Raw genomic sequence first — 23,022 nt, 5'->3', positions numbered from 1 at the left:
TCAAGCTGCTTGTCGTTGGTCTTCGGCGTGTCGGCCGATGTTCCACGGCAGCAACTCGTCGATGCGATTGATCGGATGGTCCGCAATGCGCCCGAGCACATCGCGCAGGTAAGCCTCGGGGTCGAGCCCGTTCAGCTTGGCCGTCTCCACCAGGCTGTAGATGGCCGCGGCGCGCTCGCCCCCAGCGTCCGAGCCCATGAACATGAAGTTCTTGCGGCCCAGGCTCACGCCGCGCAGCGCGCGCTCGGCGGCGTTGTTGTCGATCTCGATGCGACCGTCGTCACGGTAGCGCGTCAACGACCGGAGCCGTGTGAGCGTGTAGCCGATGGCGCGTGCGAGTTCCGACTTGGCACACACCTGCCCGAGCATCCCTCGCAACCAGGCGAACAGTTCCTCGAGCAACGGCCCGGCTCGCGCCTGCCGCTCCCGGCAGCGCTCATCCGGTGGGCGGCCGCGGATGTCGGATTCGATCGCATACAGCGCACCGATGCGCCGAAGGGCCTGTTCTGCAACCGAGCCCTGCGCCCGCCCCTGGCTCTCGTGCAGATCCCAGAATGGTCTGCGCGCATGCGCCCAGCACGAAGCCTCGATGACGTTGCCGTTTGCATAGAGCTTGGCGAAGCCGGCATACGCATCGGCCTGCAACACGCCCTTGAAGTTCTTCAGGTGCGCCTGAGGATGTTCACCCTTGCGGTCGGGCGAGTAACGCAACCACGCCGCGGGCGCGTCTGCACTCGCAGATGACCGATCGTCACGCACGTAGACCCAGAGCCGCCCGGTCTTGGTCTTGCCCCGCCCGGGCGAGAGCACCGCCACTGGCGTGTCGTCGGCGTGGAGCTTGGAGCCCGCCAGCACGTAGCGCCCGAGCGCTGCGACCAGTGGGTGCAAGAGCTTCTCGCTCTGGCCGACCCAGCCAGCCATCGTGGAGCGCTCGATCAGGACGCCCTCGCGTGCGTAGATCCGGCTCTGGCGGTACAGCGGTTGGTGGTCGCAATACTTGGCGACCAGCACGTGGGCCAGCAGCCCGGGGCCGGCCACGCCGCGTGCGATGGGCCGGCTGGGCGCTGGCGCCTGGAAGATCGATTCGCACGCCATGCAGGCGAGCTTGGGGCGCACGTGGCGGATCACCTTGAAGCGCGAGGGCACGTACTCCAGTTGTTCCGAGACGTCCTGGCCGATCTGCCGCAGCCGACCACCACATGCGCTGCAGCCGCAGGCCTGGCCGGCGGCATCGCGCCGCGCATCCGATGTCTCGGGCCGGTACACATGGTTCTCCCGCGGCAGGTGTGTGGGCAGGCTGCGGTCGAAGCCTTCGCTGTTGGCCGCTTGCGCCTTCGGTGTCTTGCCGACCGGTGCGAGTTCATGCAGCGGCAGACCTTCGATCAATGCGATCTGCGGATCGTCCAACTGCTCGCTGGAGGCGCCGAAGCGGGCGCGGACCTGGCGCAGCAACTGCACCTTGAGCTTGTCGACGAGCAGTTTGAGCAGGGCGACTTCCGCGTCACGGGCCTGCACGACACGCAGCAGCGAGTCGACGGTGTGGGGTGCGTTGGCGGTGTTCGGCACGCCATCTACTATGCCATCGGACCTACCCGGAATCGACCGCGACCAGCGCGTTCAGAAGACGAATTCTTGAGCCCAGTTCAAGCTGCGAGCGCAGGCTGATCTGTGCGCATCGGCATGCGCCAGTCGATGCCTTCGAGCAGCATCGAGAGCTGTGCCGGCGTGAGCGAGACCTTGCCGCCTTGCGCCTGCGGCCAGACGAATCGGCCGCGCTCCAGGCGCTTGGCCAGCAGAAGCAATCCCTGGCCATCGAACCACAGCACCTTGAGCATGTCGCCGCGCCGGCCGCGGAAGACGAAGACGTGACCGCAGAAGGGGTTGGCCGCCAGCGCCGTCTGCACCATCGCAGACAGGCCGTTGAAGCCCTTCCTCATGTCGGTGTGGCCGGCAACGATCCAGACGCGGGTGCTCGTGGGAAGGCCGATCACGCCAGCGCCTTGAGCGTCTGCAGGACATGGCGCACGCTGGCTTCGTCGACTGCACCGCGCAATCGCACCCTCGCCCCGCCGACATCGATCTCGATGGTCCCGCCAGGCTGACGAGGCGCCGCCGCCGTGGGTGAAGGGCATGGCGCAACCGGAGCAGCTTCGATGGTGACGGGCAGCAACATCGGCGAGGGCTGCGGCGGCGCTGGCGTCTGGGGCTGCTCTTGCGTGCTCAGGTGCATCCGGCGCCATGCGAACAGCAGGTTCGAGTTGATGCCGGCCTGCAGCGCGACGGCGGCCACTGACGCGCCGGGCACCAGGCTTCGTGCGACCAGCTCGCGCTTGAACATCGGGCTGTGCTCGCGCCGACGGCGCTTGCTCGGGGTGTCTTGATCGTTCATTGATGTGCATTAGCGGTTCTTCATGCACACCATCGCAGCGTACATGGACCACCGATCCTGCACATCAGCCCTCAGCAAAAACAGAGGGTACTGAGAAGACGCTTACGTTGGTAGGATCCATCCTGAGCTCTGTCTAGTGCATACAAAACTGCAAGCAAAGCTCAAGGTACTGCGGTGATTGCAGCTAGCCAGTGGCCATCTAGTGTCCTGTCCCGTTAATTCGCAGGCACGATAGCTGCATGGTTTCGGGCCATCCTTGAGGTGCCGCCATGCCCAATGCAACGACCCGAACAGAAATTGCGCTTAGTGAAGTGGAGCGCGCGGAACTGACGTCCATGGCGCGATCACGTTCGCTGCCAGCGGCGTTGTCGCTCAGGGCGCGCATCGTGCTGACTTGCGAAGGCACAGATAAAGCCAGCACCGCGGTTGCGCAGGCTCTGGGGATCAGTCGTAGCACTGTCACCAAGTGGCGCGGGCGCTATGCGCGCCATCGCATTGCAGGGCTTTACGACGAGTTGCGCCCGGGTCGCCCCCGCACGGTAGATGACGAGCGTGTTGCTGAGTTGATTACCAAGACGTTGCACACCAAGCCTGCTGATGGGGGTACCCACTGGAGCACCCGCACGCTGGCCGCCGATACGGGCATCAGCAAGAGCACGGTGGCGCGCTATCTGCAGACCTTCAACCTCAAGCCGCACCGGGCCGACAGCTTCAAGCTGTCGACCGATCCGCTGTTCATCGAGAAGCTGCGCGACGTTGTGGGGCTGTACCTGAACCCACCTGACAACGCGCTGGTGCTGTGCGTGGACGAGAAGAGCCAATGCCAAGCTTTGGAGCGTACGCAGCCGATGCTGCCAATGGGGTTTGGCTATGTCGAAGGTGTCACGCACGACTACGTGCGCCACGGCACCACCACCTTGTTCGCGGCCCTGAACGTGATGAATGGCCAAGTGATCGCGCAGTGCCGGCCCCGGCATCGTCATCAAGAGTTCCTTGCCTTCCTGCGCGCCATCGACAAGGCAGTGCCCGACGAACTGGATGTGCACTGCATAGCTGATAACTACGCCAGCCACAAGCATCCAAAGGTGCGCGCTTGGTTGGCCGAGCGGCCTCGCTGGCACATGCACTTCGTTCCGACCTATTCAAGCTGGCTCAATCAGGTCGAGCGCTTCTTCTCGATCATCACCACGCGGGCAATCCGCCGTGGCTCGTTCACCAGCGTGAAGGATCTGATCAACAAGATCGACACATTCATCGCGAATTACAACCAGTCCTGCCAGCCGTTTACTTGGACAGCTACAGCAGACTCCATCCTCGAAAAACTCGCCAGACTATGCGGGCGAATTAACGGGACAGGACACTAGTTGCTCGTGGCGCGGAGCGCCTCGATCACGAGACTGAGCGCAGGTGAGGCTCTGCGGCTGGCGTAGTACAGGTGATAGCCTGGATAAGTGATAGACCAATCTGAAAGCGCTCGAACTAACCTGCCGTTGGCAATCTGGTCTAAGATCATGTCTTCGGGAACCCAGCCAAGCCCGTGTCCCGTTGTCGCGGCTGACACGATCAAATCGCCGTTGCTGAATATCAGACGTCCTGAAACGTGGACGGTCATGCTGCGCCCACGACGCTGGAAGTCCCATGTCATCAGCCCGCCATGCGTGGGAAGTCGCATTCCGATGCAGTCGTGCTCTGTCAAATCCTGCGGTGAAGTCGGCATTCCCCTAGCTGCGAAGTAGGTCGGACTGCCGACAACAGCCATCTTCATGTCCGTTGCCAGGCGCACCGCAATCATGTCTTTTGCCACATCTCCACCTAGCCGCACACCGATGTCATAGCGGTCCGCGACGATATCAATGAACCGATTATCGCTACTGATCTCAATGCGAATGTCAGGATAGTTGCTTAGCCATGGTTCTAAGCGTGGCCAAATCACGCTGCGCACGGCGTGCTCGGTCGCGGAGATCCTCACGGTTCCTGCTGCCTTGCCACGGAGCTCACCAAGAACGGCAAGCTCGGTCTCGATGTCTGAGAAACGCGGCGCGACTGTGTCGTACAAGCGCTGCCCTGCTTCAGTCGGCGATACGCTGCGCGTCGTTCTGTTCAACAGCTTTAGATCGAGCTTGCGCTCAAGCGTACGAACAGTTTGGCTCAACGCCGATTGCGACACACCGATTTGTGCTGCCGCCCGCGTGAAGCTCTTTGCACGCACGACTGCAGCAAATGCGGCCAAATCGTCGAAACGCGCCATTAATAAGAACTCCTTATGGGTCTATCCATATCTAGCAGTCTAGTCGCAATCGCCACTTATCCCTAAAGTCCTTCTGAACTCCCGATCTCCACCAGCTACCAGACAACGGGGCAGCCAGGTGGCGGATTGACCTGCGGGTGAAAGACCTCGTTCTGCGCCGCGCCATCGGGAGCCTTTTATGTTCGACCCGTCCAGTAGGAGATTTACATGAGAAAAGACGTAGTGGTAGTGATCGGCGCCGGTGGTATCGGCATTGCAATTGCGCGCCGGCAAGGGTTTGGCAAGACGTTGTTGCTTGCTGATTTCAACGAGAAGACGCTCGAATCCGCAGCAGCCGAATTGCGCGGCGCAAGCTATGCAGTCGAAACCCACCCCGTCGACGTTTCCTCTCGCGAATCGGTGCAGGCATTGGCAAGGGCCGCGGCAGCGCTCGGGCCCGTGGTACAGGTCATCAACACGGCGGGCCTTTCACCGAACATGGCTCCCGTCGACCAGATTCTTAAAGTCGATCTGTACGGCACAGCCGTCGTGTTTGACGAGTTTGAACACGTTGTCGCCAGCGGCGGATCGGGTCTGGTCATCTCCAGCATGGCGGGCCACATGATGCCGGCTCTTCCACCGGAGCAAGACAGAGCGCTCGCCTATACCCCCACCGAAGAACTCCTGGATCTGCCATTCTTGCAGGGAGACGCTATCCCGAACACTCTGGTCGCCTACATGATGGCTAAGCGCGCCAATATGTTGCGCGTGCAGGCTGCCGCGATGACCTGGGGCGAGCGCGGCGCACGCGTCAATGCGCTGAGCCCGGGCATCATCGTGACGCCGCTGGCACGACATGAGCTTGAGTCGGAGATCGGCGATATTTATCGCGGCATGGTGGCTGAATCCCCCTCCAAGCGCATGGCGCCACCCGATGAGATTGCGATCGCAGCGTCGTTCCTGCTCGGCTCGGACGCCGGCTTCATCACCGGCGCCGACCTGCTGATCGATGGCGGTGTGATCGCCGCCATGCGTGCTGGCAAGTTGCCTACACCAGGTTGAGCCGAAAATCGAAACACACTAGTTGCTCACAATGAACACAGAGAGCCCTCGCCGCGAGAAGAGCTTGCTGCTGGCCGGCTACGCGATGATCGTGATTGGCAATTCGATCGTGATCACCGGTTTGCCTTCGATCCGCGATGGCCTTGGGTTCTCCGCTGCCGGCCTGTCGTGGGTGCAAAACTCCTACGCACTGGCCTTCGGCGGCTTCATGCTGCTGGGCGCACGCGCCGGTGACCTATTGGGCCGTTGCCTCGTCTTCATGATCGGGCTAGGCATCTTCACTGCTGCCTCGCTCGCCATCGGACTGGGGACGACACCTGCGTGGTTGATTGGCTCGCGTGCCATGCGTTCGGCAATGGGTTTTTTCTTCTACACAACCCAGTACCTGCAAGGCGTGCTTGGTATGCGGCCGCTGTGGGCGGGCATCGCGTTCTTCCCGTCGATGCTGGTAAATTTTCTCGGTGCGTTGGCGGCGCCACGAATAGCGCAGCGCTTCGGTCAGGGGACGGTGCTCAGCGGAGCGCCGTTGCTGTCGATCATCGGCATGGCGTGGCTGGGATTACTGAGCACAGACACGCCCTTCGTCACCGGCGTTGCCGTGCCGATGCTACTGGTGGGTGCTGGCATCGGCTCCGCCCTTGCGTCGCTGACGATCTCGGGCATCACGGGCGTGGCGCCCGAAGATGCAGGCTCGGCCTCGGGCTTGGTAGGCGTGGCGCATCAGCTCGGTGGCGCGCTCGGCCTGCCGGTGATGGTGGTTGTATATGCGTGTGCCACCGCACCGGCCGCAGCAACCTCCTTGGCCGAAGCCGTCCATCGCATCGCTGCTGCACTGGGCGCTGGTGCCGTGCTGCTGAGCATGGCGCTGCTTACAGTGCTGGTGTGCATCACCCGTCGACGGCCGATGGTTGAGCCAGTCCCGTCATGACCAACAATACTCAACCCAAAGAACACACAGCAGTTCTGCAACTGCTGCACGCCTACCACGAGGCAATGGTCGCGGCTCGCATCGACGTGCTGGACGATCTGCTCGAACCCGGCTTCACGCTCACGCATATCACCGGCTACGTTCAACCGCGCGCCGAGTGGCTGGGCGTCGTGCGCGACGGGCACTTCGACTACCACCACATCGACGTGAAGGTGTCGGCGCTGTCTCTCCATCTAGCAGGATCGACAGCCGAATTGCACGGCCGAGGCGTCTTTGACGCCACGATCAACGGCATGAAGCGTCCTTGGTCACTGCGGTTTAAGCTGCATTTGGTGCTGCACGATCGCAGCGTTTGGCGTATAGCTCACGCGACCTACGCCGCCCACTGATCAAGCCCCGGCGTGCATAGGGACAAGCAAACGCGATTCACACATTCTTTGAAGCGCTACGCAAGTTGCTGGGCGCCCAGGTCGATACACAGCACCTCGATTCAGCGGTCAAGGCCGGCTGTTCGGTTTTCCTCACAAGCGACAAGACGGACATTTGGTCCAAGCGCGACGCGATACAGGCGCTCGCCAACATCGGGGTCCTCCCCATGCCTTCTGAGCTGGTGAAGCTGCGGCAGCTGGCGCAGGCGAGGGCCAACCTTTGGCCGCCAATGGAATGATTTGCGCCCTGAACGCCATCTCCCCCGATCACAAAATATCCCCTTAAATTTGTCGAGTATTTCTTTTTTGCACGGAATAAATGAAATAGCGAAATGCAGGGGTGCGCTAAGTTGTTGATTTATATAGAGCAGCTTTCCGATTTTGCAGACGGAAATGCAAAACGGCGAAATAGGGTCATTTTTCGGCGAGTTTTGCTGGGGCGCGTTTCGAGGCCATTTCATCCTTCAAAAGCACTCTGGCATACCGTAAGCGTCTTCTCAGTACCCTCTGTTTTTGCTGAGGGCTGATGTGCAGGATCGGTGGTCCATGTACGCTGCGATGGTGTGCATGAAGAACCGCTAATGCACATCAATGAACGATCAAGACACCCCGAGCAAGCGCCGTCGGCGCGAGCACAGCCCGATGTTCAAGCGCGAGCTGGTCGCACGAAGCCTGGTGCCCGGCGCGTCAGTGGCCGCCGTCGCGCTGCAGGCCGGCATCAACTCGAACCTGCTGTTCGCATGGCGCCGGATGCACCTGAGCACGCAAGAGCAGCCCCAGACGCCAGCGCCGCCGCAGCCCTCGCCGATGTTGCTGCCCGTCACCATCGAAGCTGCTCCGGTTGCGCCATGCCCTTCACCCACGGCGGCGGCGCCTCGTCAGCCTGGCGGGACCATCGAGATCGATGTCGGCGGGGCGAGGGTGCGATTGCGCGGTGCAGTCGACGAAGCCAGCGTGCGCCATGTCCTGCAGACGCTCAAGGCGCTGGCGTGATCGGCCTTCCCACGAGCACCCGCGTCTGGATCGTTGCCGGCCACACCGACATGAGGAAGGGCTTCAACGGCCTGTCTGCGATGGTGCAGACGGCGCTGGCGGCCAACCCCTTCTGCGGTCACGTCTTCGTCTTCCGCGGCCGGCGCGGCGACATGCTCAAGGTGCTGTGGTTCGATGGCCAGGGATTGCTTCTGCTGGCCAAGCGCCTGGAGCGCGGCCGATTCGTCTGGCCGCAGGCGCAAGGCGGCAAGGTCTCGCTCACGCCGGCACAGCTCTCGATGCTGCTCGAAGGCATCGACTGGCGCATGCCGATGCGCACAGATCAGCCTGCGCTCGCAGCTTGAACTGGGCTCAAGAATTCGTCTTCTGAACGCGCTGGTCGCGGTCGATTCCGGGTAGGTCCGATGGCATAGTAGATGGCGTGCCGAACACCGCCAACGCACCCCACACCGTCGACTCGCTGCTGCGTGTCGTGCAGGCCCGTGACGCGGAAGTCGCCCTGCTCAAACTGCTCGTCGACAAGCTCAAGGTGCAGTTGCTGCGCCAGGTCCGCGCCCGCTTCGGCGCCTCCAGCGAGCAGTTGGACGATCCGCAGATCGCATTGATCGAAGGTCTGCCGCTGCATGAACTCGCACCGGTCGGCAAGACACCGAAGGCGCAAGCGGCCAACAGCGAAGGCTTCGACCGCAGCCTGCCCACACACCTGCCGCGGGAGAACCATGTGTACCGGCCCGAGACATCGGATGCGCGGCGCGATGCCGCCGGCCAGGCCTGCGGCTGCAGCGCATGTGGTGGTCGGCTGCGGCAGATCGGCCAGGACGTCTCGGAACAACTGGAGTACGTGCCCTCGCGCTTCAAGGTGATCCGCCACGTGCGCCCCAAGCTCGCCTGCATGGCGTGCGAATCGATCTTCCAGGCGCCAGCGCCCAGCCGGCCCATCGCACGCGGCGTGGCCGGCCCCGGGCTGCTGGCCCACGTGCTGGTCGCCAAGTATTGCGACCACCAACCGCTGTACCGCCAGAGCCGGATCTACGCACGCGAGGGCGTCCTGATCGAGCGCTCCACGATGGCTGGCTGGGTCGGCCAGAGCGAGAAGCTCTTGCACCCACTGGTCGCAGCGCTCGGGCGCTACGTGCTGGCGGGCTCCAAGCTCCACGCCGACGACACGCCAGTGGCGGTGCTCTCGCCCGGGCGGGGCAAGACCAAGACCGGGCGGCTCTGGGTCTACGTGCGTGACGATCGGTCATCTGCGAGTGCAGACGCGCCCGCGGCGTGGTTGCGTTACTCGCCCGACCGCAAGGGTGAACATCCTCAGGCGCACCTGAAGAACTTCAAGGGCGTGTTGCAGGCCGATGCGTATGCCGGCTTCGCCAAGCTCTATGCAAACGGCAACGTCATCGAGGCTTCGTGCTGGGCGCATGCGCGCAGACCATTCTGGGATCTGCACGAGAGCCAGGGGCGGGCGCAGGGCTCGGTTGCAGAACAGGCCCTTCGGCGCATCGGTGCGCTGTATGCGATCGAATCCGACATCCGCGGCCGCCCACCGGATGAGCGCTGCCGGGAGCGGCAGGCGCGAGCCGGGCCGTTGCTCGAGGAACTGTTCGCCTGGTTGCGAGGGATGCTCGGGCAGGTGTGTGCCAAGTCGGAACTCGCACGCGCCATCGGCTACACGCTCACACGGCTCCGGTCGTTGACGCGCTACCGTGACGACGGTCGCATCGAGATCGACAACAACGCCGCCGAGCGCGCGCTGCGCGGCGTGAGCCTGGGCCGCAAGAACTTCATGTTCATGGGCTCGGACGCTGGGGGCGAGCGCGCCGCGGCCATCTACAGCCTGGTGGAGACGGCCAAGCTGAACGGGCTCGACCCCGAGGCTTACCTGCGCGATGTGCTCGGGCGCATTGCGGACCATCCGATCAATCGCATCGACGAGTTGCTGCCGTGGAACATCGGCCGACACGCCGAAGACCAACGACAAGCAGCTTGAGCATGGCGAGCAAGGTCCAACGGATCAAGGCACCAGCGGCGATCCTGCAACTGCACATTGAATTGCGCGGCACCAAGCCCAAGGTCTGGCGCCGCGTCCTGGTGCCAGAGACGATCACCCTGGCCAAGCTGCATCTTGTGGTCCAGGCTGCCTTCGGCTGGGGCCACTCGCATCTGCACGAGTTCATCGCTGGCGACGGCGAGCGCTATGGCACGCCAGACCCGATGCACGACGAGCCTGGCTCGATCACCAGCGAAAGCACGCGACTGACCACTGCCCTGAACCGGTCGACGCTGAGCTACGTCTACGACTTCGGGGACTACTGGGACCACCGCATCAAGGTCGAGAAGAAGATCGCACCGATGCCGCAGTTCGTGCTCCCGTTCTGTGCCGGCGGTGCCTGTGCAACGCCGCCGGAGGATTGCGGAGGCGCACCGGGCTATGCGGAGTTCGTGCGGGCCATGGCGAACCCTGACGATCCCGAGCACGACAACCTGGTCGAATGGATCGGTGCCGATACCTGGGACCCGTTGGCCTTCGACAGCATCGAGATCAACGACCGGCTCGCCGCGATCAAGGTCTGAGCGACGATGTCTCGGACGAACTACATCAAGGCCCTGATCGAGGACGGCGGCGACATCACGATCGGTGCGCTGCCACCGCACGAGTGCGTCGCCACGGCCGCCGATGGCAGCAACTGCCTGGCCATGCTCGTGCGTCGCGACGGTGAGAGCGACCTGCTGTAGTTCTTCCGTCGATCCCGCGTCAAGAGGGGGGCTGAGACGGCGCTTACCAAGGGAAAGGTCATCAAACTACCTAAATTGCGCCTCCGGATAGCGTCTATCCGTTGCCAGTTTGCAGCCAGTGGCGCCCCGGACACCATGGATTTCGCCGGATGTCGCTGGACGATGAGTTCAATAAAATCAACAACTTAGCGAGCTTGAGGTCCGACTGAATCCGAGCAAGTCCAGGGGTTCTGGCCTCATAATCCTTTGGTCGCGGGTTCAAGTCCCTCACGCCCTACCAGTTCAACGGGCTTGATTGCTGTTCATGGCAATTCCTCGCTTGCCTGTTCAGGCGCATTGCGCGCACATGAGAGTTGAGATGCCTGCGTTTTCTGCAAAAGAAGCCAAGCAGCTTCAAAAGATGGGTTAGAATTTAAGTCTTGCTTGATTGCGAAATTCCTCACATAGTTCGCGTAAAAATCAAAACAAGAAATGGATGACGGCGTTGAAAAGATGCTATAATTCAAAGCTTAGCGGCTGTAGCTCAGCTGGATAGAGTACTTGGCTACGAACCAAGGGGTCGTGGGTTCGATTCCTGCCAGCCGCACCAAACGGTAAGCCCTAGAACAGTGATGTTCTAGGGCTTTTTCCGTTGGGGATTCGAATGCTCTCTGCATCAAAATGCACCCATGAGCAAGGCATTCACCAAAGAATCGGATCAGTCCGATGACGAAGATTTTTCCCCTGCACCGCTTCCTGCGGGTAGCAAGAACTACATCACCCCTTCCGGCTACGCCAGGCTGCGCGATGAACTGCTGGATCTCATCGACAACGAGCGGCCCAAGATCGTTGAAGTGGTTCATTGGGCTGCAAGCAATGGGGACCGTTCGGAGAACGGGGACTACTTGTATGGCAAGAAACGCCTGCGCGAAATTGATCGCAGGATTCGGTTCCTGACCAAACGACTCGAAATTGCCGAGGTGGTCGATCCCGCCATTCACGCCGGAAGTGATCAAGTGTTCTTTGGTGCCACGGTCCACTATGCGGACGATGAAGGCGTCGAGCGCACCATCACGATCCTGGGAATCGATGAAGTCGAGATGGGCCTGGCACAAGTGAGTTGGGTGTCGCCGGTGGCTCGGGCCTTACTGAAGGCCCGCGAAGGGGATCAGGTTCAGTTGGCCACGCCTGGTGGCACACGGACGCTGGAGGTTTTGCACGTCCGCTATCCCCAACCGGTGGCATAGGGGGCTAGTGTGCCGGCCTTACCCCTGCGGCAGCACGCGGAAAGCGCGAAGCACTGCGGGCGTTCGGCGCAAATTGCGCAAGGAGGCCTCGACGTGTGACTGGTCTCGTGCGGCGATGACAAAACGCAAATCGGTTGTGTCCATGGCGGCTTCATCGTCCATGTCGACGTGAACGATGTCCGCTTCGGAGCTCGCCAGTTCGGCGGCGATACGTGCCAGGACGCCCTTGCCGTTGGCCACGGTCACGACGATCCCGGTTTCGAACATGCGCGTTGGCTCATCGGCCCAGTCCACGGCGATAAAACGTTCGCTGTCCTTGTGCTGAAGCTTTTTTGCCGCGCTGCATTGGGCGTTATGAACCACCAGCCCTTCACCGCGCCCCAGGTAGCCGACGATGGGGTCTCCTGGCACAGGCCGGCAGCAGTTCGCGTACTGAACGGATGCGTTTTCGCTGCCGTCCAAAGTCACGCCACCTTGCGACAGGGTTTCGTGGGATGAATACCTTTCACGGGTCAGCAACAGGGCATCGGGTCGGTGTCCATGTTCCGTCATCAGCACCATGAGGCGTTTCGCCACGATGCCCGCAATGCGTTTGCCCAGACCGATGTCGGTCATGAGTTCATTGCGTGTTCGATTGCCTGTGAAGCGGAGCAGCTTGTCCCACAGTGCCTGGTTCTCCGACTCGGTCGGCAGGCGTTCCAGCCCCTCGGCCCTCAGGGCCTGGGTCAAAAGCTTTTCGCCCAGTCCCGCTGATTCGGTATGTGCCAGCGTTTTGAGGTAGTGGCGAATCTTCGAGCGTGCGCGGCCCGTGCGCACGAAGCCCAGCCAGGCGGGATTGGGCGTGGACACCGGCGCCGTGATGATCTCCACCACATCGCCGTTCTTGAGTTCGGTCCGCAGGGGGACCTGCTCGTTGTTGATCTTGGCGGCCGTGGTGCGGTCACCCACATTGCTGTGGATGGCATAGGCGAAATCGACCACCGTGGCGCCCCGTGGCAGTGCCATGATCTGGCTCTTTGGGGTGAAGACATAGACCGCATCGGGGAACAGGTCCACCTTCACATGGTCCCAGAACTCCGCGGCATCCCGCGTTTCGTTCTGAATGTCGAGCAGCGACTGGAGCCACTTGGTGCCAAGGCGCTCCGCGGCCGATCCGTCGGCGTCCTGTGCTTTGTACAACCAATGGGCGGCCACGCCGGCTTCCGCCACCACGTGCATTTCCTCGGTGCGCATCTGAAATTCGATGTTGACTCCGGAAGGTCCAACCAAGGTGGTGTGCAGCGACTGGTAGCCGTTGAGCTTGGCGATGGCAATGTGGTCCTTGAATCGCCCAGGAACAGGCTTGTACATCTGATGCAGCACGCCCAATGCCGTGTAGCAATCGACCACGGTCGGCACGATCACGCGAAAGCCGTAGATGTCGGTCACCTGGGCAAAGCTCAGGTGCTTGGTGTCCATCTTCTGGTAGATGGCATAGAGCGTTTTCTCGCGGCCTGCGAGGCGGGCTTTCATGCCCAACTTCGAAAACGCGGTGTCGACCTCGGTTTGAACCCGCTGCACGATATCGCGCCGGCGGTTGCGCGATTTGTTCACCGCCTTGGACAGGGTCGCGTAGCGCCAGGGATGGAGATGCCGGAATGACAGATCCTGCAGCTCCCGGTAGGTCTGGTTCAGCCCAAGCCGGTGGGCGATGGGGGCATAGATCTCGAGGGTTTCGGAAGAAATGCGGCCCCATTTGCTGCGCGGCATGTCCGAGAGCGTGCGCATGTTGTGCGTGCGGTCGGCCAGCTTGATCAGAATGACCCGTACATCGCGGGCCATTGCCAACAGCATCTTGCGGAAGGACTCGGCCTGGTTCTCTTCGCGGGTGTTGAACTGCAGCTTGTCGAGCTTGGTGAGGCCATCCACCAATTCGGCCACCGGCAGGCCAAAGCGATCGATGAGATCGGACTTGGTGACGCCGCAATCTTCCATGGCGTCGTGCAGCAGTGCCGCCATCAGCGCCTGGCCATCCAGCTTCCAGGTGGCGCACTGGGCTGCCACTGCGATGGGGTGGGTGATGTAGGGCTCGCCGCTGTTGCGCAACTGCCCCAGGTGGGCTTCGTCGGCAAAGCGGTAGGCCTGCCTCACCTGTTCGATGCTGGCTGCGTCGAGGTAGCCGAGGTTCTCGGTGAGGGCCGCAAAACTGGCCGCTGCTGCGTTGGCGGCTGCTGCGGACGTGCCGCCCGCCGCCCCGCTTTCGCCGGGGCGCGGGTCTTGGGCAGATGGTTTATTCAAGACCGCATTCATCCCTTTAATGTAGCTTGCTGGGGAGATCGGGGTTTTTGGCCAAAAAAAGCACCGCAAAGCGGTGCTATTGGGCTGCAGCAGCAGACCTGGGCGCGTCAGCCCGGAACCTTTTTCAGCATCTCCAGACCGACCTTGCCTTCGGCGATTTCGCGCAAGGCGGTCACCGCAGGTTTGTTGCGGCTTTCGATCTTTGGGGCATGGCCTTGGCTCAGCATGCGTGCGCGGTACGTGGCTGCCAGCACGAGTTGAAAGCGGTTGGGGATGTGCTCGAGACAGTCTTCAACGGTAATGCGGGCCATGCGTCTTCTCCAGAAGGATCAGGTGATATTGAGGGATTCGAACGTGTCGGCCCGTGCACGGCGTTGCGCCGCATACTTCAGCCGCTGAGCGTGGACGATGGTTTTCAGGTCGAAAAGCGCACGCTCAAAGAGTTCGTTGATTATAACGAAGTCGAATTTGTATGCCTGTTCCATTTCCTGGGCGGCATTCTTCAGCCGGATCTCGATCACGTCCGGAGCGTCTTCCCCGCGGCGTTCCAGGCGGGATCTCAGTTCTTCCCAACTGGGGGGGAGAATGAAGATGAGGACGGCATTCGCAAAGGCCTGTTTGACCTGGATCGCGCCCTGGAAGTCGATTTCCAGGACCACATCGGCGCCTTGCGCGATGCGCTCCTCGATGGCCTTGCGGGATGTGCCATAGCGGCGGCCGTGCACGTGGGCCCACTCCACGAAGCCGTCGGAGGCGACCATGGCGTCGAATTCCTGCTCCGAGGTGAAGAAGTATTCGCGGCCGTGCTTTTCCTGCCCACGCGGTGCCCGGGTGGTGTGCGAGACCGAAGGCTGCACATGGGAGTCCAGCTCCAGCAAAGCCTTGACCAGGCTCGATTTGCCCGCGCCGCTGGGCGCTGCCACTACGAATAGATTTCCAGGGTAGTCCATGCGGGATAGGTGCTGGCTGCTATCAAAAAAGGATTATCACTCACTCGATGTTCTGGACCTGCTCGCGCATCTGCTCGATCAGGACCTTCATGTCCACGCTGATGCGCGTGAGTTCCATCGCGGCGGACTTGGAGCCGAGCGTGTTGGCTTCGCGGTGCAGTTCCTGGATGAGAAAGTCCAGGCGTTTGCCCACTTCGCCGCCTTTCTTGAGCAGGCGCTCGATCTCGTCCAGGTGCGAATCCAGCCGGGTGATCTCTTCCGCGACGTCGATGCGGATGGCGAAGGCGGTGGCCTCGGTCAGGGCGCGGTCCTGGGCGGCTTCGGGCAGCGTGGCGTTGTCGGCCAGGGCCATGGCCTCCTTCCAGCGTTCCATGAAACGCTGGCGCTGCTGCTCCACCAGCTTGGGAACCAGCGGCGTGGCCTGGTGGGCCAGGGCACGCAGTTGTTCGAGCCGGTCCTGCAGCATGGCCGACAGGCGCTTGCCTTCGCGTTCCCGGGCTTGGACGAGGTCTTTCAGTGCTTTTTGGGCCAGGGCGGGGACGGCATCGCTCCAGTCGTCCTGGGCGGAGCCGGCATTCGCGCACAGGCGCAGGGCGTCGGCGACGCTCAAGGGGGCCGCGTCGGGCAGCCAGGCACGAACGGCGTCCTGCGCGGAGTTCAGCCGCTGCAGCAGGCGGGGCGCCGGGTCGGGCAGGGTGGTGGTGTCTTCGTTCTCGATGGAGGCGCGGACTTCGACCTTGCCCCGCTTGAGGCGGGCGGTGAGCAGGCTGCGCAGCACCGGCTCCTGGGCGCGCAACTCGTCGGGCAGGCGGAACGACAGATCCAGGAAACGGCTGTTGACGGACCGGATCTCCAGCCCCAGGCGGCGGGTGCGGCCATCGGTTTCGCCCCCTCCCGCGGATGCACTTTGCTGTGCGCTGGCGTATCCGGTCATGCTGTAAACTGCCATTGGACTTTTCGGTGGTTGCTTGCGATCCGGCGATTATCCGGGTTCCGATTCGTGCCCGAGGTTTCTTCGCAAAATATGTCAAAAATCAAGCCGGCCCCCCTGCCGCCCGACACCACGATTGGTGGCTACCGCGTGGTGCGCCGGCTCTCCTCCGGCGGCTTCGGCGTGGTGTATCTGGCCATCGATCCCGACGGCCAGCAGGTCGCCATCAAGGAATATCTGCCGTCTTCCCTGGCCACCCGCGGCCCGGGCGAGTTGCTGCCCAAAGTGCCTCCCGAAAAGCTGTCGCTGTACCGCCTGGGCCTCAAGAGTTTCTTCGAGGAAGGCCGGGCCCTGGCGCAGATCTCGCACGCCTCGGTGGTGAGCGTGCTCAATTTCTTTCGGGAAAACGAAACCGTCTACATGGTGATGAACTACCTGGAAGGGGCCACCCTGCAGGACTTCATCATCACCGCGCGCGACCTCAAGACGCAGAAGGTGTTCCGCGAGTCCACGATCCGCTCGCTGTTCGACGAGGTGCTGCGCGGCCTGCGCATCGTGCACCAGCACAAGATGCTGCACCTCGATATCAAGCCGGCCAACATCTTCATCACCGACGACAACAAGGCGGTGATGATCGACTTCGGCGCGGCGCGCGAGGTGCTTTCGAAGGAGGGCAACTTCATCCGCCCGATGTACACGCCCGGCTTCGCGGCGCCCGAGATGTACCGCCGCGATTCGTCGATGGGCCCCTGGACCGACATCTACGCGATCGGCGCCTGCATCTACGCCTGCATGCAGGGATTCCCGCCCAACGAGGCGCCGCAGCGCTCCGACAAGGACCGCCTGTCGCTGGCGCTGACCAAGCTGCGCGGCGTTTACTCCGACAACCTGATCGAGGTGGTCGAATGGTGCATGGCGCTCGACCCGCTGTCGCGGCCCCAGTCGGTGTTCGCCTTGCAAAAGGAACTGAGCCGCGAGGGCGAGCGGCGCTACACCAAGCTGTCCGTGGGCGAGAAGATGCGCCTGCAGCTTGATACGCTGGTGTCCGATACCAAGAAGAATGTGCAGAAGGTGGGCGAGGCCACGCGAATGGGGGCGAAGCCGAAATGAAATTCTCCGTCTTCCAGGTCAGCCGTCGTGGTGGCCGCGAAACCAATGAAGACCGCATGGGCTACTGCTACACGCGGGAGTCCAGCCTGTTCGTGCTGGCGGACGGCATGGGCGGCCACCCGGAGGGCGAAGTGGCGGCGCAACTGGCGCTGCAGACGGTGTCCGCCGCGTTCCAGCGCCACGCCAAGCCCACGCTGGAAGACGTACACGGATTTCTGGCCGACGCGCTGCTGGCCGCACACCACCAGATCCTTCGCTACGCGGCCGACCGCGGCATGCTGGACACGCCCCGCACCACGCTGGTCGTGGCGGTGGTGCAGGAAGGGTCCGCCAGCTGGATCCACTGCGGCGACTCGCGCCTGTACATGGTGCGCGGGGGCGAGCTGTTCACGCGCACGCGCGACCACTCGTACCTGGAACTGCGCAACATGCCGCTGCAGGGCATCGAACGGGTGAACCGCAATGTGCTGTTCACCTGCCTGGGATCGCCGACCAAGCCCATCTACGACATCACCGGCCCGGTGGCCCTGGAGCAGGGCGACCGCATCCTGCTGTGCTCCGACGGCCTGTGGGGCACGCTGGACGACGAGACCATCGCCCGCCAGCTGAGCCGCCTGCCGGTCTCGCAGTCGGTGCCCGACATGGTCGAAGACGCACTGCGCAAGGCCGGCGACACCAGCGACAACGTGACCGTGGTGGCGCTGGAGTGGGAGACGCCGGACGCGTTCGAATCCACCCAGGGCATTTCGACCGACAGCATCAGCGACGACGGGTTTTCCTCCACGATCCAGGCCGGTCCACTCGATATGGTGGACGACGACCTGGACGACGAGGCCATCGAACGTTCCATCGCCGAGATCAACGAGGCCATCCGCCGCTCGGCGGCCCGCAAGGCCTGAACGCTCGCTCCGCCCGGCGCTCGGCCGGACGCAGTGCCTGCCGGATGACCGTTTCGTTTTCGCCGCCCTGTTTTCGTTTTCTACCGGACCCCATTCCATGACCTCTTTCACCCGTCCGGGCGGCCGTGCCGCCGACCAGTTGCGCCCGGTGCGCATCACCCGCCGCTACACCATGCACGCCGAAGGCTCGGTGCTCATCGAGTTCGGCAACACCAAGGTGCTGTGCACCGCGTCGGTGGAAGAGCGCGTGCCGCCCCACAAGCGCGGCAGCGGCGAGGGCTGGGTGACGGCCGAGTACGGCATGCTGCCCCGGTCCACCCACACCCGCAGCGACCGTGAGGCGGCCCGCGGCAAGCAGAATGGCCGCACGCAGGAGATCCAGCGCCTGATCGGCCGCAGCCTGCGGGCCGTGTTCGATCTCCAGCGCCTGGGCGAGCGCACCCTGCAGCTCGACTGCGACGTGATCCAGGCCGATGGCGGCACGCGCACGGCGGCCATCACGGGTGCCTGGGTCGCGGCGCAGGATGCGGTGGCCCATCTGATCGCGCGCGGCAAGCTGGCCGAATCGCCGATCACGGCCCCGCTGGCGGCCATTTCGGTCGGCATCGTGGAAGGCACGCCGCTGCTCGATCTGGAGTACGTGGAAGACGTGGCCTGCGACACCGACATGAACGTGGTGATGACCGGCGCCGGCCACTTCGTGGAGGTGCAGGGCACGGCCGAAGGCGTGGCGTTCACCCGCCAGGAGATGGACCGCCTGCTGTCGCTGGCCGAAAAGGGCGTGGCCGAACTGGTGGCGCTGCAGCAGCAGGCGCTGCGCAACGGATAGCGATAGCGAATGCGGCCTTGGCTGTGCCTGGCCGGCTCCCCCTTTGCACCGATGGAAATCGCATTTGCTATTGAATTTGTAGCGGTATGCCCTAGATGAATATGCGCTGGAAGCCATTTTGACCATGAAACTCGTACTCGCATCCAACAACCAGGGCAAGCTGGCCGAACTGCAGACGCTGCTGGCGCCGCTCGGCGTGGTGCTCGTGCGCCAGGCGGACCTGGGCGTCGGCGAGGCGGCCGAGCCCTTTCGGACCTTCGTGGAGAACGCGCTGGCCAAGGCACGCTTTGCCGCCCAGCACACCGGACTGCCGGCGCTGGCCGATGACGCCGGCCTGTGCGTCGATGCCTTCGACGGATTGCCGGGCGTGGACACGGCCTATTACGCGACCCGATTCGGCTACGACAAGGGCGACGCGAACAACGTGCGCGCGCTGCTGGAGCAGATGCAAGGCATCGACCAGCGCCGCGCGGCGATGGTGAGCACCCTCGTGGCGGTGCGCACGCCCGAGGACCCGGAGCCGCTCATCGCCGTGGGCCGGGTCGTGGGCGAGATCGCGCGCGAGCCGCGTGGCAGCCAGGGCTTCGGGTTCGATCCGATCATGGTCGTGCCCGAGTTCGGCAAGACCTTCGCCGAGCTGCCGACGGAGGTGAAGAACGCCCATAGCCACCGGGGCCGTTCGGCGCAGCAGATGCTGGCGCTGATGCGCGAGCGCTGGTTCTGAGGCGCTCGCGCCTTTCGGAGATTCCTGGCCGTGTCCCTTTCCATTCCCATCGTTCCCGAGTCCTCGGCGGAGGCCGCGCCGGCGCCCGTGCGCGACGTGCAGCACTCCATGCGGCCCGGCGTGCTGCAGCTGGGCAGCCTGCCGCCGCTGTCGCTGTACGTGCACCTGCCCTGGTGCCTGAAAAAATGCCCCTACTGCGATTTCAACTCGCATGAGTACCGCGAGGGTGGCGGTGCGCAGGCCTTGCCCGAGCAGCGCTACCTGGACGCCTTGATGGCCGACCTGGAGGCGGCGCTGCCGCTGATCTGGGGCCGGACGGTGCACAGCATCTTCATCGGCGGTGGCACGCCCAGCCTGTTCTCGCCCGCCGCCATCGACCAGTTGATCGGCGGCCTGCGCGCGCGGCTGCGCCTGGAGGCGGACTGCGAGATCACGATGGAGGCCAATCCCGGCACGTTCGAGAAGGACCGCTTCCGGGCGTACCGCGCGGCCGGGGTGACGCGGCTGTCGATCGGCGTGCAGAGCTTCGACGACCGTTTCCTGAAGGCGCTGGGGCGGGTGCACGACGGTGCCCAGGCCATGGCCGCGGTGGAAGAGGCTGCGCAATCGTTCGAGACCTTCAACCTCGACATCATGTACGCCCTGCCGGGCCAGACGCTCGCCGATCTGGAGCAGGACATGCGCACCGCGCTGGCGCTGGGGCCGCCGCACATTTCGATCTACCACCTGACCATCGAGCCCAACACGGTGTTCGCCAAGTTCCCGCCCGTGGTGCCCGAGGACGACCAGGCCTACGCCATGCTGGACCGCATCACCGAGATGACGGCGCAGGCCGGGCTGCAGCGCTATGAAATCTCGGCCTATGCACGCGAGGGCCACGGCTGCTTCCACAACACCAACTACTGGCAGTTCGGCGACTACCTGGGCATCGGCGCGGGCGCGCACAGCAAGATCAGCTTCGCGCACCGCGTGGTGCGGCAGGTGCGCTTTCGGGACCCCGGACGGTACATGGACCACGCGCTGGCAGGCCATGCGGTGGCGCAGGACGACGAGGTGCGCCGGGCGGACCTGCCGTTCGAATACATGCTCAACGCGTTGCGCCTGCGCGAGGGGTTTGCGCTGCAGGACTTCATGGCGCGCACGGGCCTGCCGTTGACCGCGATTGCCAAGGCGCTGGACGAGGCCGAGCGCAAGGGCCTGATCGAGCGCGACATGGCGCGCGTGCGCCCGACCGAGCGGGGCTTCGATTTCCTGAGCGACCTGCAGGCGCTCTTTCTGGCCGACTGACGGGCGAGCGCTCCGGCGCCTGGACCGCCACCACCGGCCGAGCCCACCGGGTTCAGGTCGTCAGCCGCAGCGCGCCGCGACGATGCGGCCGTTGGCGTCCACCTGTAGGTTCAGGCGGGTGGCGTCGAATTCCTTGGTCACGATCTGGTCGGGGCGCAGTACGCGGGCCATCTGCGCGCCGGAGCGCACCCGGGCGTATTCCACCACCTTGGCCGTGCTGTTCTGGCCCACCACCACCTGTGCGGGCGGGCCGCTGCAGATGCCGCCCACGGGCGCGCCCGTGCTGCTGGTGGTGCCTGGCGTGGCGCTGCCCCAGGGGGCGTTGGTGGAGCAGCCGGCGGCCAGCAGGGCGGCGGCGGTGAGGGCGAGGGCCGTCAGGGAGCGTTGGGACATGTTGGAAAGCGATGTCGTTGGTGAATGAAAGGAGCACACCTTAGCGCAGGGTGCTGGCGGCAGGGTCACTAGTGGTAACGCGGCAGCGGTCCCCGTGGCGTCCCCGCGGCCAGGGGGGCCGAAGGGTCAATTCCGCGCCGGCGCAGGGAGCGCCGCCGCGGAAGCATCCAGGCCCAGGTCGCGCACCTTGGCCGCCGCCGCGTTGGCTTGCGACGCGGAGGCGAACGGCCCCACCCGCACGCGCAGCAGCTTCTGCCCGCCCGAGGTGGTGACGGGCTGCGACGTGGCCGGCAGGCCAGCCTCCCGCAGCCGGGCATGGGCGCGGCGCGCATTGGCGGGTTCGGCAAAGAGGCCGACGTTGATGTACAGGCGCCGGTCGGGCGCGGCGGTCGCGCTGGATGCACTCGCAGCTGGGGTGGAGGTTTTGTCCGAGGCCGTCGCCGTCCGAGCCGCGGCGGGCTTGGGCGCGGAGGCGCGCGGTCTGGTCGGTTCGGCAGCCGCACGGCTGGCGGGTGCGGCTTTCGAGGCCGCCGTGGCCAGGGCCGACGCTGGTGCTGACGCGGCTGTCGCCTGCGCTGGCATGGCGGTCGGGACGGAGGCCGCGGATGGAGCGGGCCGGGCGGCGGGCGACTGCACGGGGGAGGACGCGCTGAGCACCGTGGCCCGCGTGGGTTCTGCCGAGACCTGGGAGGCGACGGCGGATGCCGGAGCCGCTATGGACGGGGCCGCTGCGGAGGAGGCCGCTGGCGCGCGCGGAGTGGCTTGCGGGGCTGGTGCTTTCGCCGGCAGCGAAGCCGCAGGGACGGGCGCGGCGGGCGCACTGGTCCCGGCTGCGGGGGGGGCGGTGGGAGCGGGGCCAGGGAGCGGGGCGGTGGCCGGCGCTTCGGCCTGCACGGCACCGCTGTCCCTGTTCGATGCCGCTGGCCTGGCGGCAGGTGCCACCCCGATGGCGGTCGCTGGCACGGCCGATGCGGCGGGCATGGGTGCTGCCGCAGGGGGGCTGCCGGTGGCAGGGCCTGCCAAAGAAGCCCCGGCAGGCAGCAGCAGGTACAGCGCCAGCGCGGCCATCGCCAGCGCCACGTTGGCCGCGGCGATCCACCCCAGCCGGCGCCGGGTCGCTGCGCGGCGGGCGAGCCATTCGCCCGCCTGGGGCAAGGTGGCCGAGGCCGATAGCGCCTTGGTGATGCGCTTGCGCACCTCTGCGTGGAAGATGGCGTCGCCGTAGAGCCCGGGCACCACCGTGGCGGCCAGCAGGAGAGCGAGCAGCACGCCCGACAGCACCGGCAGCGGCCACTGCACCACGTACTGGCCCAGCGCGAACACCAGCAACGCCACGCCTTCGAGGGCCGCCACATAGACGAGGGCGGCCCCCCAGAGCTGGCGGAACACCAGCCAGTTCAGCGTGCACAGGGCCGCGGCCCAGTTCCAGCGCGGCAGCGGGCGGCCCGCGGTGTCGAGCCGCTCGAAGGCGGGCAGGTAGTAGTCGGCATTGACCGGGCCGATCGCGGCGCGGTAGAGCGTTCCCATCGTGGTGTCGTCGGAGCGGCGGGGAACGAGGGCGGCATGGGCCGAATAAGCCGTGTGGGCAAGCATGGCGAGATTCTGGCACGCACCCCGCCGTGTGGGGCGCTGGGGG

At 64.4% G+C, this 23,022-nt stretch carries 25 protein-coding genes and 1 tRNA gene; 16 read left to right on the top strand and 10 right to left on the bottom strand.

Features of this window, described 5'->3' with window-relative positions; translation table 11 throughout:
- From tnpC (M5C96_RS19610) to tnpA (M5C96_RS19600), 3 genes are all read right to left on the bottom strand, one after another.
- On the bottom strand, positions 1–1,566 hold the full coding sequence (gene tnpC / locus M5C96_RS19610; RefSeq protein WP_272564826.1) for an IS66 family transposase: 1,566 nt from the start codon (positions 1,564–1,566) through the stop codon (positions 1–3).
- 77 nt (positions 1,567–1,643) lie between these two features.
- Positions 1,644–1,991 (bottom strand): IS66 family insertion sequence element accessory protein TnpB, encoded by a 348-nt coding sequence (gene tnpB / locus M5C96_RS19605; protein ID WP_272563683.1) that lies wholly within the window; start codon positions 1,989–1,991, stop codon positions 1,644–1,646.
- Positions 1,988–2,389: an IS66-like element accessory protein TnpA gene (gene tnpA / locus M5C96_RS19600; protein ID WP_272563682.1), complete on the bottom strand. Its 402-nt coding sequence runs from the start codon at positions 2,387–2,389 to the stop codon at positions 1,988–1,990. Before tnpA (M5C96_RS19600) ends, tnpB (M5C96_RS19605) begins: the two co-directional genes overlap by 4 nt.
- A 269-nt stretch (positions 2,390–2,658) precedes the next feature.
- Here tnpA (M5C96_RS19600) and M5C96_RS19595 point away from each other — a divergent pair, with 269 nt between their 5' ends.
- Positions 2,659–3,753, top strand: a complete 1,095-nt coding sequence (locus M5C96_RS19595) for an IS630 family transposase (RefSeq protein WP_272563777.1) — start codon at positions 2,659–2,661, stop codon at positions 3,751–3,753.
- Here M5C96_RS19595 and M5C96_RS19590 read toward each other — a convergent pair.
- Positions 3,750–4,637, bottom strand: a complete 888-nt coding sequence (locus M5C96_RS19590; protein ID WP_272564830.1) for a LysR family transcriptional regulator — start codon at positions 4,635–4,637, stop codon at positions 3,750–3,752. The two genes, M5C96_RS19595 and M5C96_RS19590, sit on opposite strands and share 4 nt — an antisense overlap.
- Before the next feature lie 207 nt (positions 4,638–4,844).
- Here M5C96_RS19590 and M5C96_RS19585 point away from each other — a divergent pair, with 207 nt between their 5' ends.
- The 10 genes from M5C96_RS19585 to greB all read left to right on the top strand — a co-directional run bounded on the left by M5C96_RS19585 (position 4,845) and on the right by greB (position 11,986).
- A complete protein-coding gene (locus tag M5C96_RS19585) occupies positions 4,845–5,678 on the top strand; it encodes an SDR family oxidoreductase (RefSeq protein WP_272564829.1) in 834 nt (277 codons plus the stop codon).
- A gap of 31 nt (positions 5,679–5,709) precedes the next feature.
- Complete coding sequence (locus M5C96_RS19580; protein ID WP_272564828.1) at positions 5,710–6,606, top strand: MFS transporter; 897 nt, start codon at positions 5,710–5,712, stop codon at positions 6,604–6,606.
- Positions 6,603–6,995 carry a nuclear transport factor 2 family protein gene (locus tag M5C96_RS19575; protein ID WP_272564827.1) on the top strand — a complete coding sequence of 131 codons (393 nt, stop codon included), beginning with the start codon at positions 6,603–6,605 and terminating at the stop codon, positions 6,993–6,995. The genes M5C96_RS19580 and M5C96_RS19575 overlap by 4 nt, the downstream gene beginning before the upstream one ends.
- A gap of 630 nt (positions 6,996–7,625) precedes the next feature.
- Positions 7,626–8,027, top strand: coding sequence for an IS66-like element accessory protein TnpA (gene tnpA / locus M5C96_RS19570; protein ID WP_272563682.1), 402 nt, complete (start codon positions 7,626–7,628; stop codon positions 8,025–8,027).
- Complete coding sequence (gene tnpB, locus M5C96_RS19565) at positions 8,024–8,371, top strand: IS66 family insertion sequence element accessory protein TnpB (RefSeq protein ID WP_272563683.1); 348 nt, start codon at positions 8,024–8,026, stop codon at positions 8,369–8,371. The genes tnpA (M5C96_RS19570) and tnpB (M5C96_RS19565) overlap by 4 nt, the downstream gene beginning before the upstream one ends.
- 77 nt (positions 8,372–8,448) lie before the next feature.
- Complete coding sequence (gene tnpC, locus M5C96_RS19560) at positions 8,449–10,014, top strand: IS66 family transposase (RefSeq protein ID WP_272564826.1); 1,566 nt, start codon at positions 8,449–8,451, stop codon at positions 10,012–10,014.
- Between the two features lie 2 nt (positions 10,015–10,016).
- Positions 10,017–10,598 (top strand): plasmid pRiA4b ORF-3 family protein, encoded by a 582-nt coding sequence (locus tag M5C96_RS19555; protein ID WP_272563684.1) that lies wholly within the window; start codon positions 10,017–10,019, stop codon positions 10,596–10,598.
- A gap of 6 nt (positions 10,599–10,604) precedes the next feature.
- Positions 10,605–10,760, top strand: coding sequence for a hypothetical protein (locus M5C96_RS19550; RefSeq protein WP_272564825.1), 156 nt, complete (start codon positions 10,605–10,607; stop codon positions 10,758–10,760).
- A gap of 512 nt (positions 10,761–11,272) precedes the next feature.
- Positions 11,273–11,349: transfer RNA gene (locus M5C96_RS19545), tRNA-Arg, on the top strand.
- A gap of 79 nt (positions 11,350–11,428) precedes the next feature.
- Positions 11,429–11,986 (top strand): transcription elongation factor GreB, encoded by a 558-nt coding sequence (greB, locus tag M5C96_RS19540; RefSeq protein WP_272564824.1) that lies wholly within the window; start codon positions 11,429–11,431, stop codon positions 11,984–11,986.
- Between the two features lie 18 nt (positions 11,987–12,004).
- Here greB and M5C96_RS19535 read toward each other — a convergent pair whose 3' ends face one another.
- From M5C96_RS19535 to M5C96_RS19520, 4 genes are all read right to left on the bottom strand, one after another.
- Positions 12,005–14,275, bottom strand: coding sequence for a RelA/SpoT family protein (locus M5C96_RS19535; protein WP_272564823.1), 2,271 nt, complete (start codon positions 14,273–14,275; stop codon positions 12,005–12,007).
- 95 nt (positions 14,276–14,370) lie between these two features.
- Complete coding sequence (gene rpoZ / locus M5C96_RS19530) at positions 14,371–14,574, bottom strand: DNA-directed RNA polymerase subunit omega (protein WP_272564822.1); 204 nt, start codon at positions 14,572–14,574, stop codon at positions 14,371–14,373.
- 18 nt (positions 14,575–14,592) lie between these two features.
- Complete coding sequence (gmk, locus tag M5C96_RS19525; protein ID WP_272564821.1) at positions 14,593–15,213, bottom strand: guanylate kinase; 621 nt, start codon at positions 15,211–15,213, stop codon at positions 14,593–14,595.
- A 40-nt stretch (positions 15,214–15,253) separates the two neighbouring features.
- The gene (locus tag M5C96_RS19520) at positions 15,254–16,147 is read right to left on the bottom strand and encodes a YicC/YloC family endoribonuclease (RefSeq protein ID WP_272569785.1); all 894 of its coding nucleotides are present in this window, start codon (positions 16,145–16,147) and stop codon (positions 15,254–15,256) included.
- Between the two features lie 90 nt (positions 16,148–16,237).
- Between M5C96_RS19520 and M5C96_RS19515 the strand changes: the two genes are divergently transcribed.
- From M5C96_RS19515 to hemW, 5 genes are all read left to right on the top strand, one after another.
- On the top strand, positions 16,238–17,254 hold the full coding sequence (locus M5C96_RS19515; RefSeq protein ID WP_272548837.1) for a serine/threonine protein kinase: 1,017 nt from the start codon (positions 16,238–16,240) through the stop codon (positions 17,252–17,254).
- Positions 17,251–18,153: a PP2C family protein-serine/threonine phosphatase gene (locus M5C96_RS19510; RefSeq protein WP_272564820.1), complete on the top strand. Its 903-nt coding sequence runs from the start codon at positions 17,251–17,253 to the stop codon at positions 18,151–18,153. The genes M5C96_RS19515 and M5C96_RS19510 overlap by 4 nt, the downstream gene beginning before the upstream one ends.
- A gap of 97 nt (positions 18,154–18,250) precedes the next feature.
- Entirely contained in the window at positions 18,251–18,982 is a 732-nt protein-coding gene (gene rph / locus M5C96_RS19505) for a ribonuclease PH (RefSeq protein ID WP_272564819.1), read from the top strand.
- A gap of 124 nt (positions 18,983–19,106) precedes the next feature.
- Entirely contained in the window at positions 19,107–19,706 is a 600-nt protein-coding gene (gene rdgB, locus M5C96_RS19500) for an RdgB/HAM1 family non-canonical purine NTP pyrophosphatase (protein WP_272564818.1), read from the top strand.
- A gap of 30 nt (positions 19,707–19,736) precedes the next feature.
- Positions 19,737–20,993, top strand: coding sequence for a radical SAM family heme chaperone HemW (gene hemW / locus M5C96_RS19495; protein ID WP_272564817.1), 1,257 nt, complete (start codon positions 19,737–19,739; stop codon positions 20,991–20,993).
- Between the two features lie 60 nt (positions 20,994–21,053).
- On the opposite strand, the gene M5C96_RS19490 is transcribed toward hemW, so the two are convergent.
- Entirely contained in the window at positions 21,054–21,386 is a 333-nt protein-coding gene (locus tag M5C96_RS19490; protein WP_272564816.1) for an I78 family peptidase inhibitor, read from the bottom strand.
- 126 nt (positions 21,387–21,512) lie between these two features.
- On the bottom strand, positions 21,513–22,979 hold the full coding sequence (locus M5C96_RS19485; protein ID WP_272564815.1) for an SPOR domain-containing protein: 1,467 nt from the start codon (positions 22,977–22,979) through the stop codon (positions 21,513–21,515).
- Between the last annotated feature and the right edge of the window lie 43 nt (positions 22,980–23,022).

Origin of the sequence: Acidovorax sp. GBBC 1281, from assembly GCF_028473645.1 — a bacterium.
Taxonomy (GTDB): domain Bacteria; phylum Pseudomonadota; class Gammaproteobacteria; order Burkholderiales; family Burkholderiaceae_C; genus Paracidovorax.
The sequence above is the reverse complement of the archived record's forward strand: the minus strand, read 5'-3'. Positions and strand labels throughout refer to the sequence as shown.

What these genes read in the sequence shown, in the direction of transcription:
- M5C96_RS19580 (WP_272564828.1), top strand. Translation starts at nt 5,710, where the DNA reads ATGAACACAGAGAGCCCTCGCCGCGAGAAGAGCTTGCTGCTGGCCGGC.
- M5C96_RS19575 (WP_272564827.1), top strand. Translation starts at nt 6,603, where the DNA reads ATGACCAACAATACTCAACCCAAAGAACACACAGCAGTTCTGCAACTG.
- gmk (WP_272564821.1), bottom strand. Translation starts at nt 15,213, where the DNA reads ATGGACTACCCTGGAAATCTATTCGTAGTGGCAGCGCCCAGCGGCGCG.
- rpoZ (WP_272564822.1), bottom strand. Translation starts at nt 14,574, where the DNA reads ATGGCCCGCATTACCGTTGAAGACTGTCTCGAGCACATCCCCAACCGC.
- M5C96_RS19515 (WP_272548837.1), top strand. Translation starts at nt 16,238, where the DNA reads ATGTCAAAAATCAAGCCGGCCCCCCTGCCGCCCGACACCACGATTGGT.
- M5C96_RS19535 (WP_272564823.1), bottom strand. Translation starts at nt 14,275, where the DNA reads ATGAATGCGGTCTTGAATAAACCATCTGCCCAAGACCCGCGCCCCGGC.
- M5C96_RS19555 (WP_272563684.1), top strand. Translation starts at nt 10,017, where the DNA reads ATGGCGAGCAAGGTCCAACGGATCAAGGCACCAGCGGCGATCCTGCAA.
- M5C96_RS19485 (WP_272564815.1), bottom strand. Translation starts at nt 22,979, where the DNA reads ATGCTTGCCCACACGGCTTATTCGGCCCATGCCGCCCTCGTTCCCCGC.
- rdgB (WP_272564818.1), top strand. Translation starts at nt 19,107, where the DNA reads ATGAAACTCGTACTCGCATCCAACAACCAGGGCAAGCTGGCCGAACTG.
- M5C96_RS19510 (WP_272564820.1), top strand. Translation starts at nt 17,251, where the DNA reads ATGAAATTCTCCGTCTTCCAGGTCAGCCGTCGTGGTGGCCGCGAAACC.
- M5C96_RS19550 (WP_272564825.1), top strand. Translation starts at nt 10,605, where the DNA reads ATGTCTCGGACGAACTACATCAAGGCCCTGATCGAGGACGGCGGCGAC.
- greB (WP_272564824.1), top strand. Translation starts at nt 11,429, where the DNA reads ATGAGCAAGGCATTCACCAAAGAATCGGATCAGTCCGATGACGAAGAT.
- rph (WP_272564819.1), top strand. Translation starts at nt 18,251, where the DNA reads ATGACCTCTTTCACCCGTCCGGGCGGCCGTGCCGCCGACCAGTTGCGC.
- M5C96_RS19520 (WP_272569785.1), bottom strand. Translation starts at nt 16,147, where the DNA reads ATGACCGGATACGCCAGCGCACAGCAAAGTGCATCCGCGGGAGGGGGC.
- M5C96_RS19585 (WP_272564829.1), top strand. Translation starts at nt 4,845, where the DNA reads ATGAGAAAAGACGTAGTGGTAGTGATCGGCGCCGGTGGTATCGGCATT.
- M5C96_RS19490 (WP_272564816.1), bottom strand. Translation starts at nt 21,386, where the DNA reads ATGTCCCAACGCTCCCTGACGGCCCTCGCCCTCACCGCCGCCGCCCTG.
- M5C96_RS19595 (WP_272563777.1), top strand. Translation starts at nt 2,659, where the DNA reads ATGCCCAATGCAACGACCCGAACAGAAATTGCGCTTAGTGAAGTGGAG.
- tnpA (WP_272563682.1), top strand. Translation starts at nt 7,626, where the DNA reads ATGAACGATCAAGACACCCCGAGCAAGCGCCGTCGGCGCGAGCACAGC.
- M5C96_RS19590 (WP_272564830.1), bottom strand. Translation starts at nt 4,637, where the DNA reads ATGGCGCGTTTCGACGATTTGGCCGCATTTGCTGCAGTCGTGCGTGCA.
- tnpA (WP_272563682.1), bottom strand. Translation starts at nt 2,389, where the DNA reads ATGAACGATCAAGACACCCCGAGCAAGCGCCGTCGGCGCGAGCACAGC.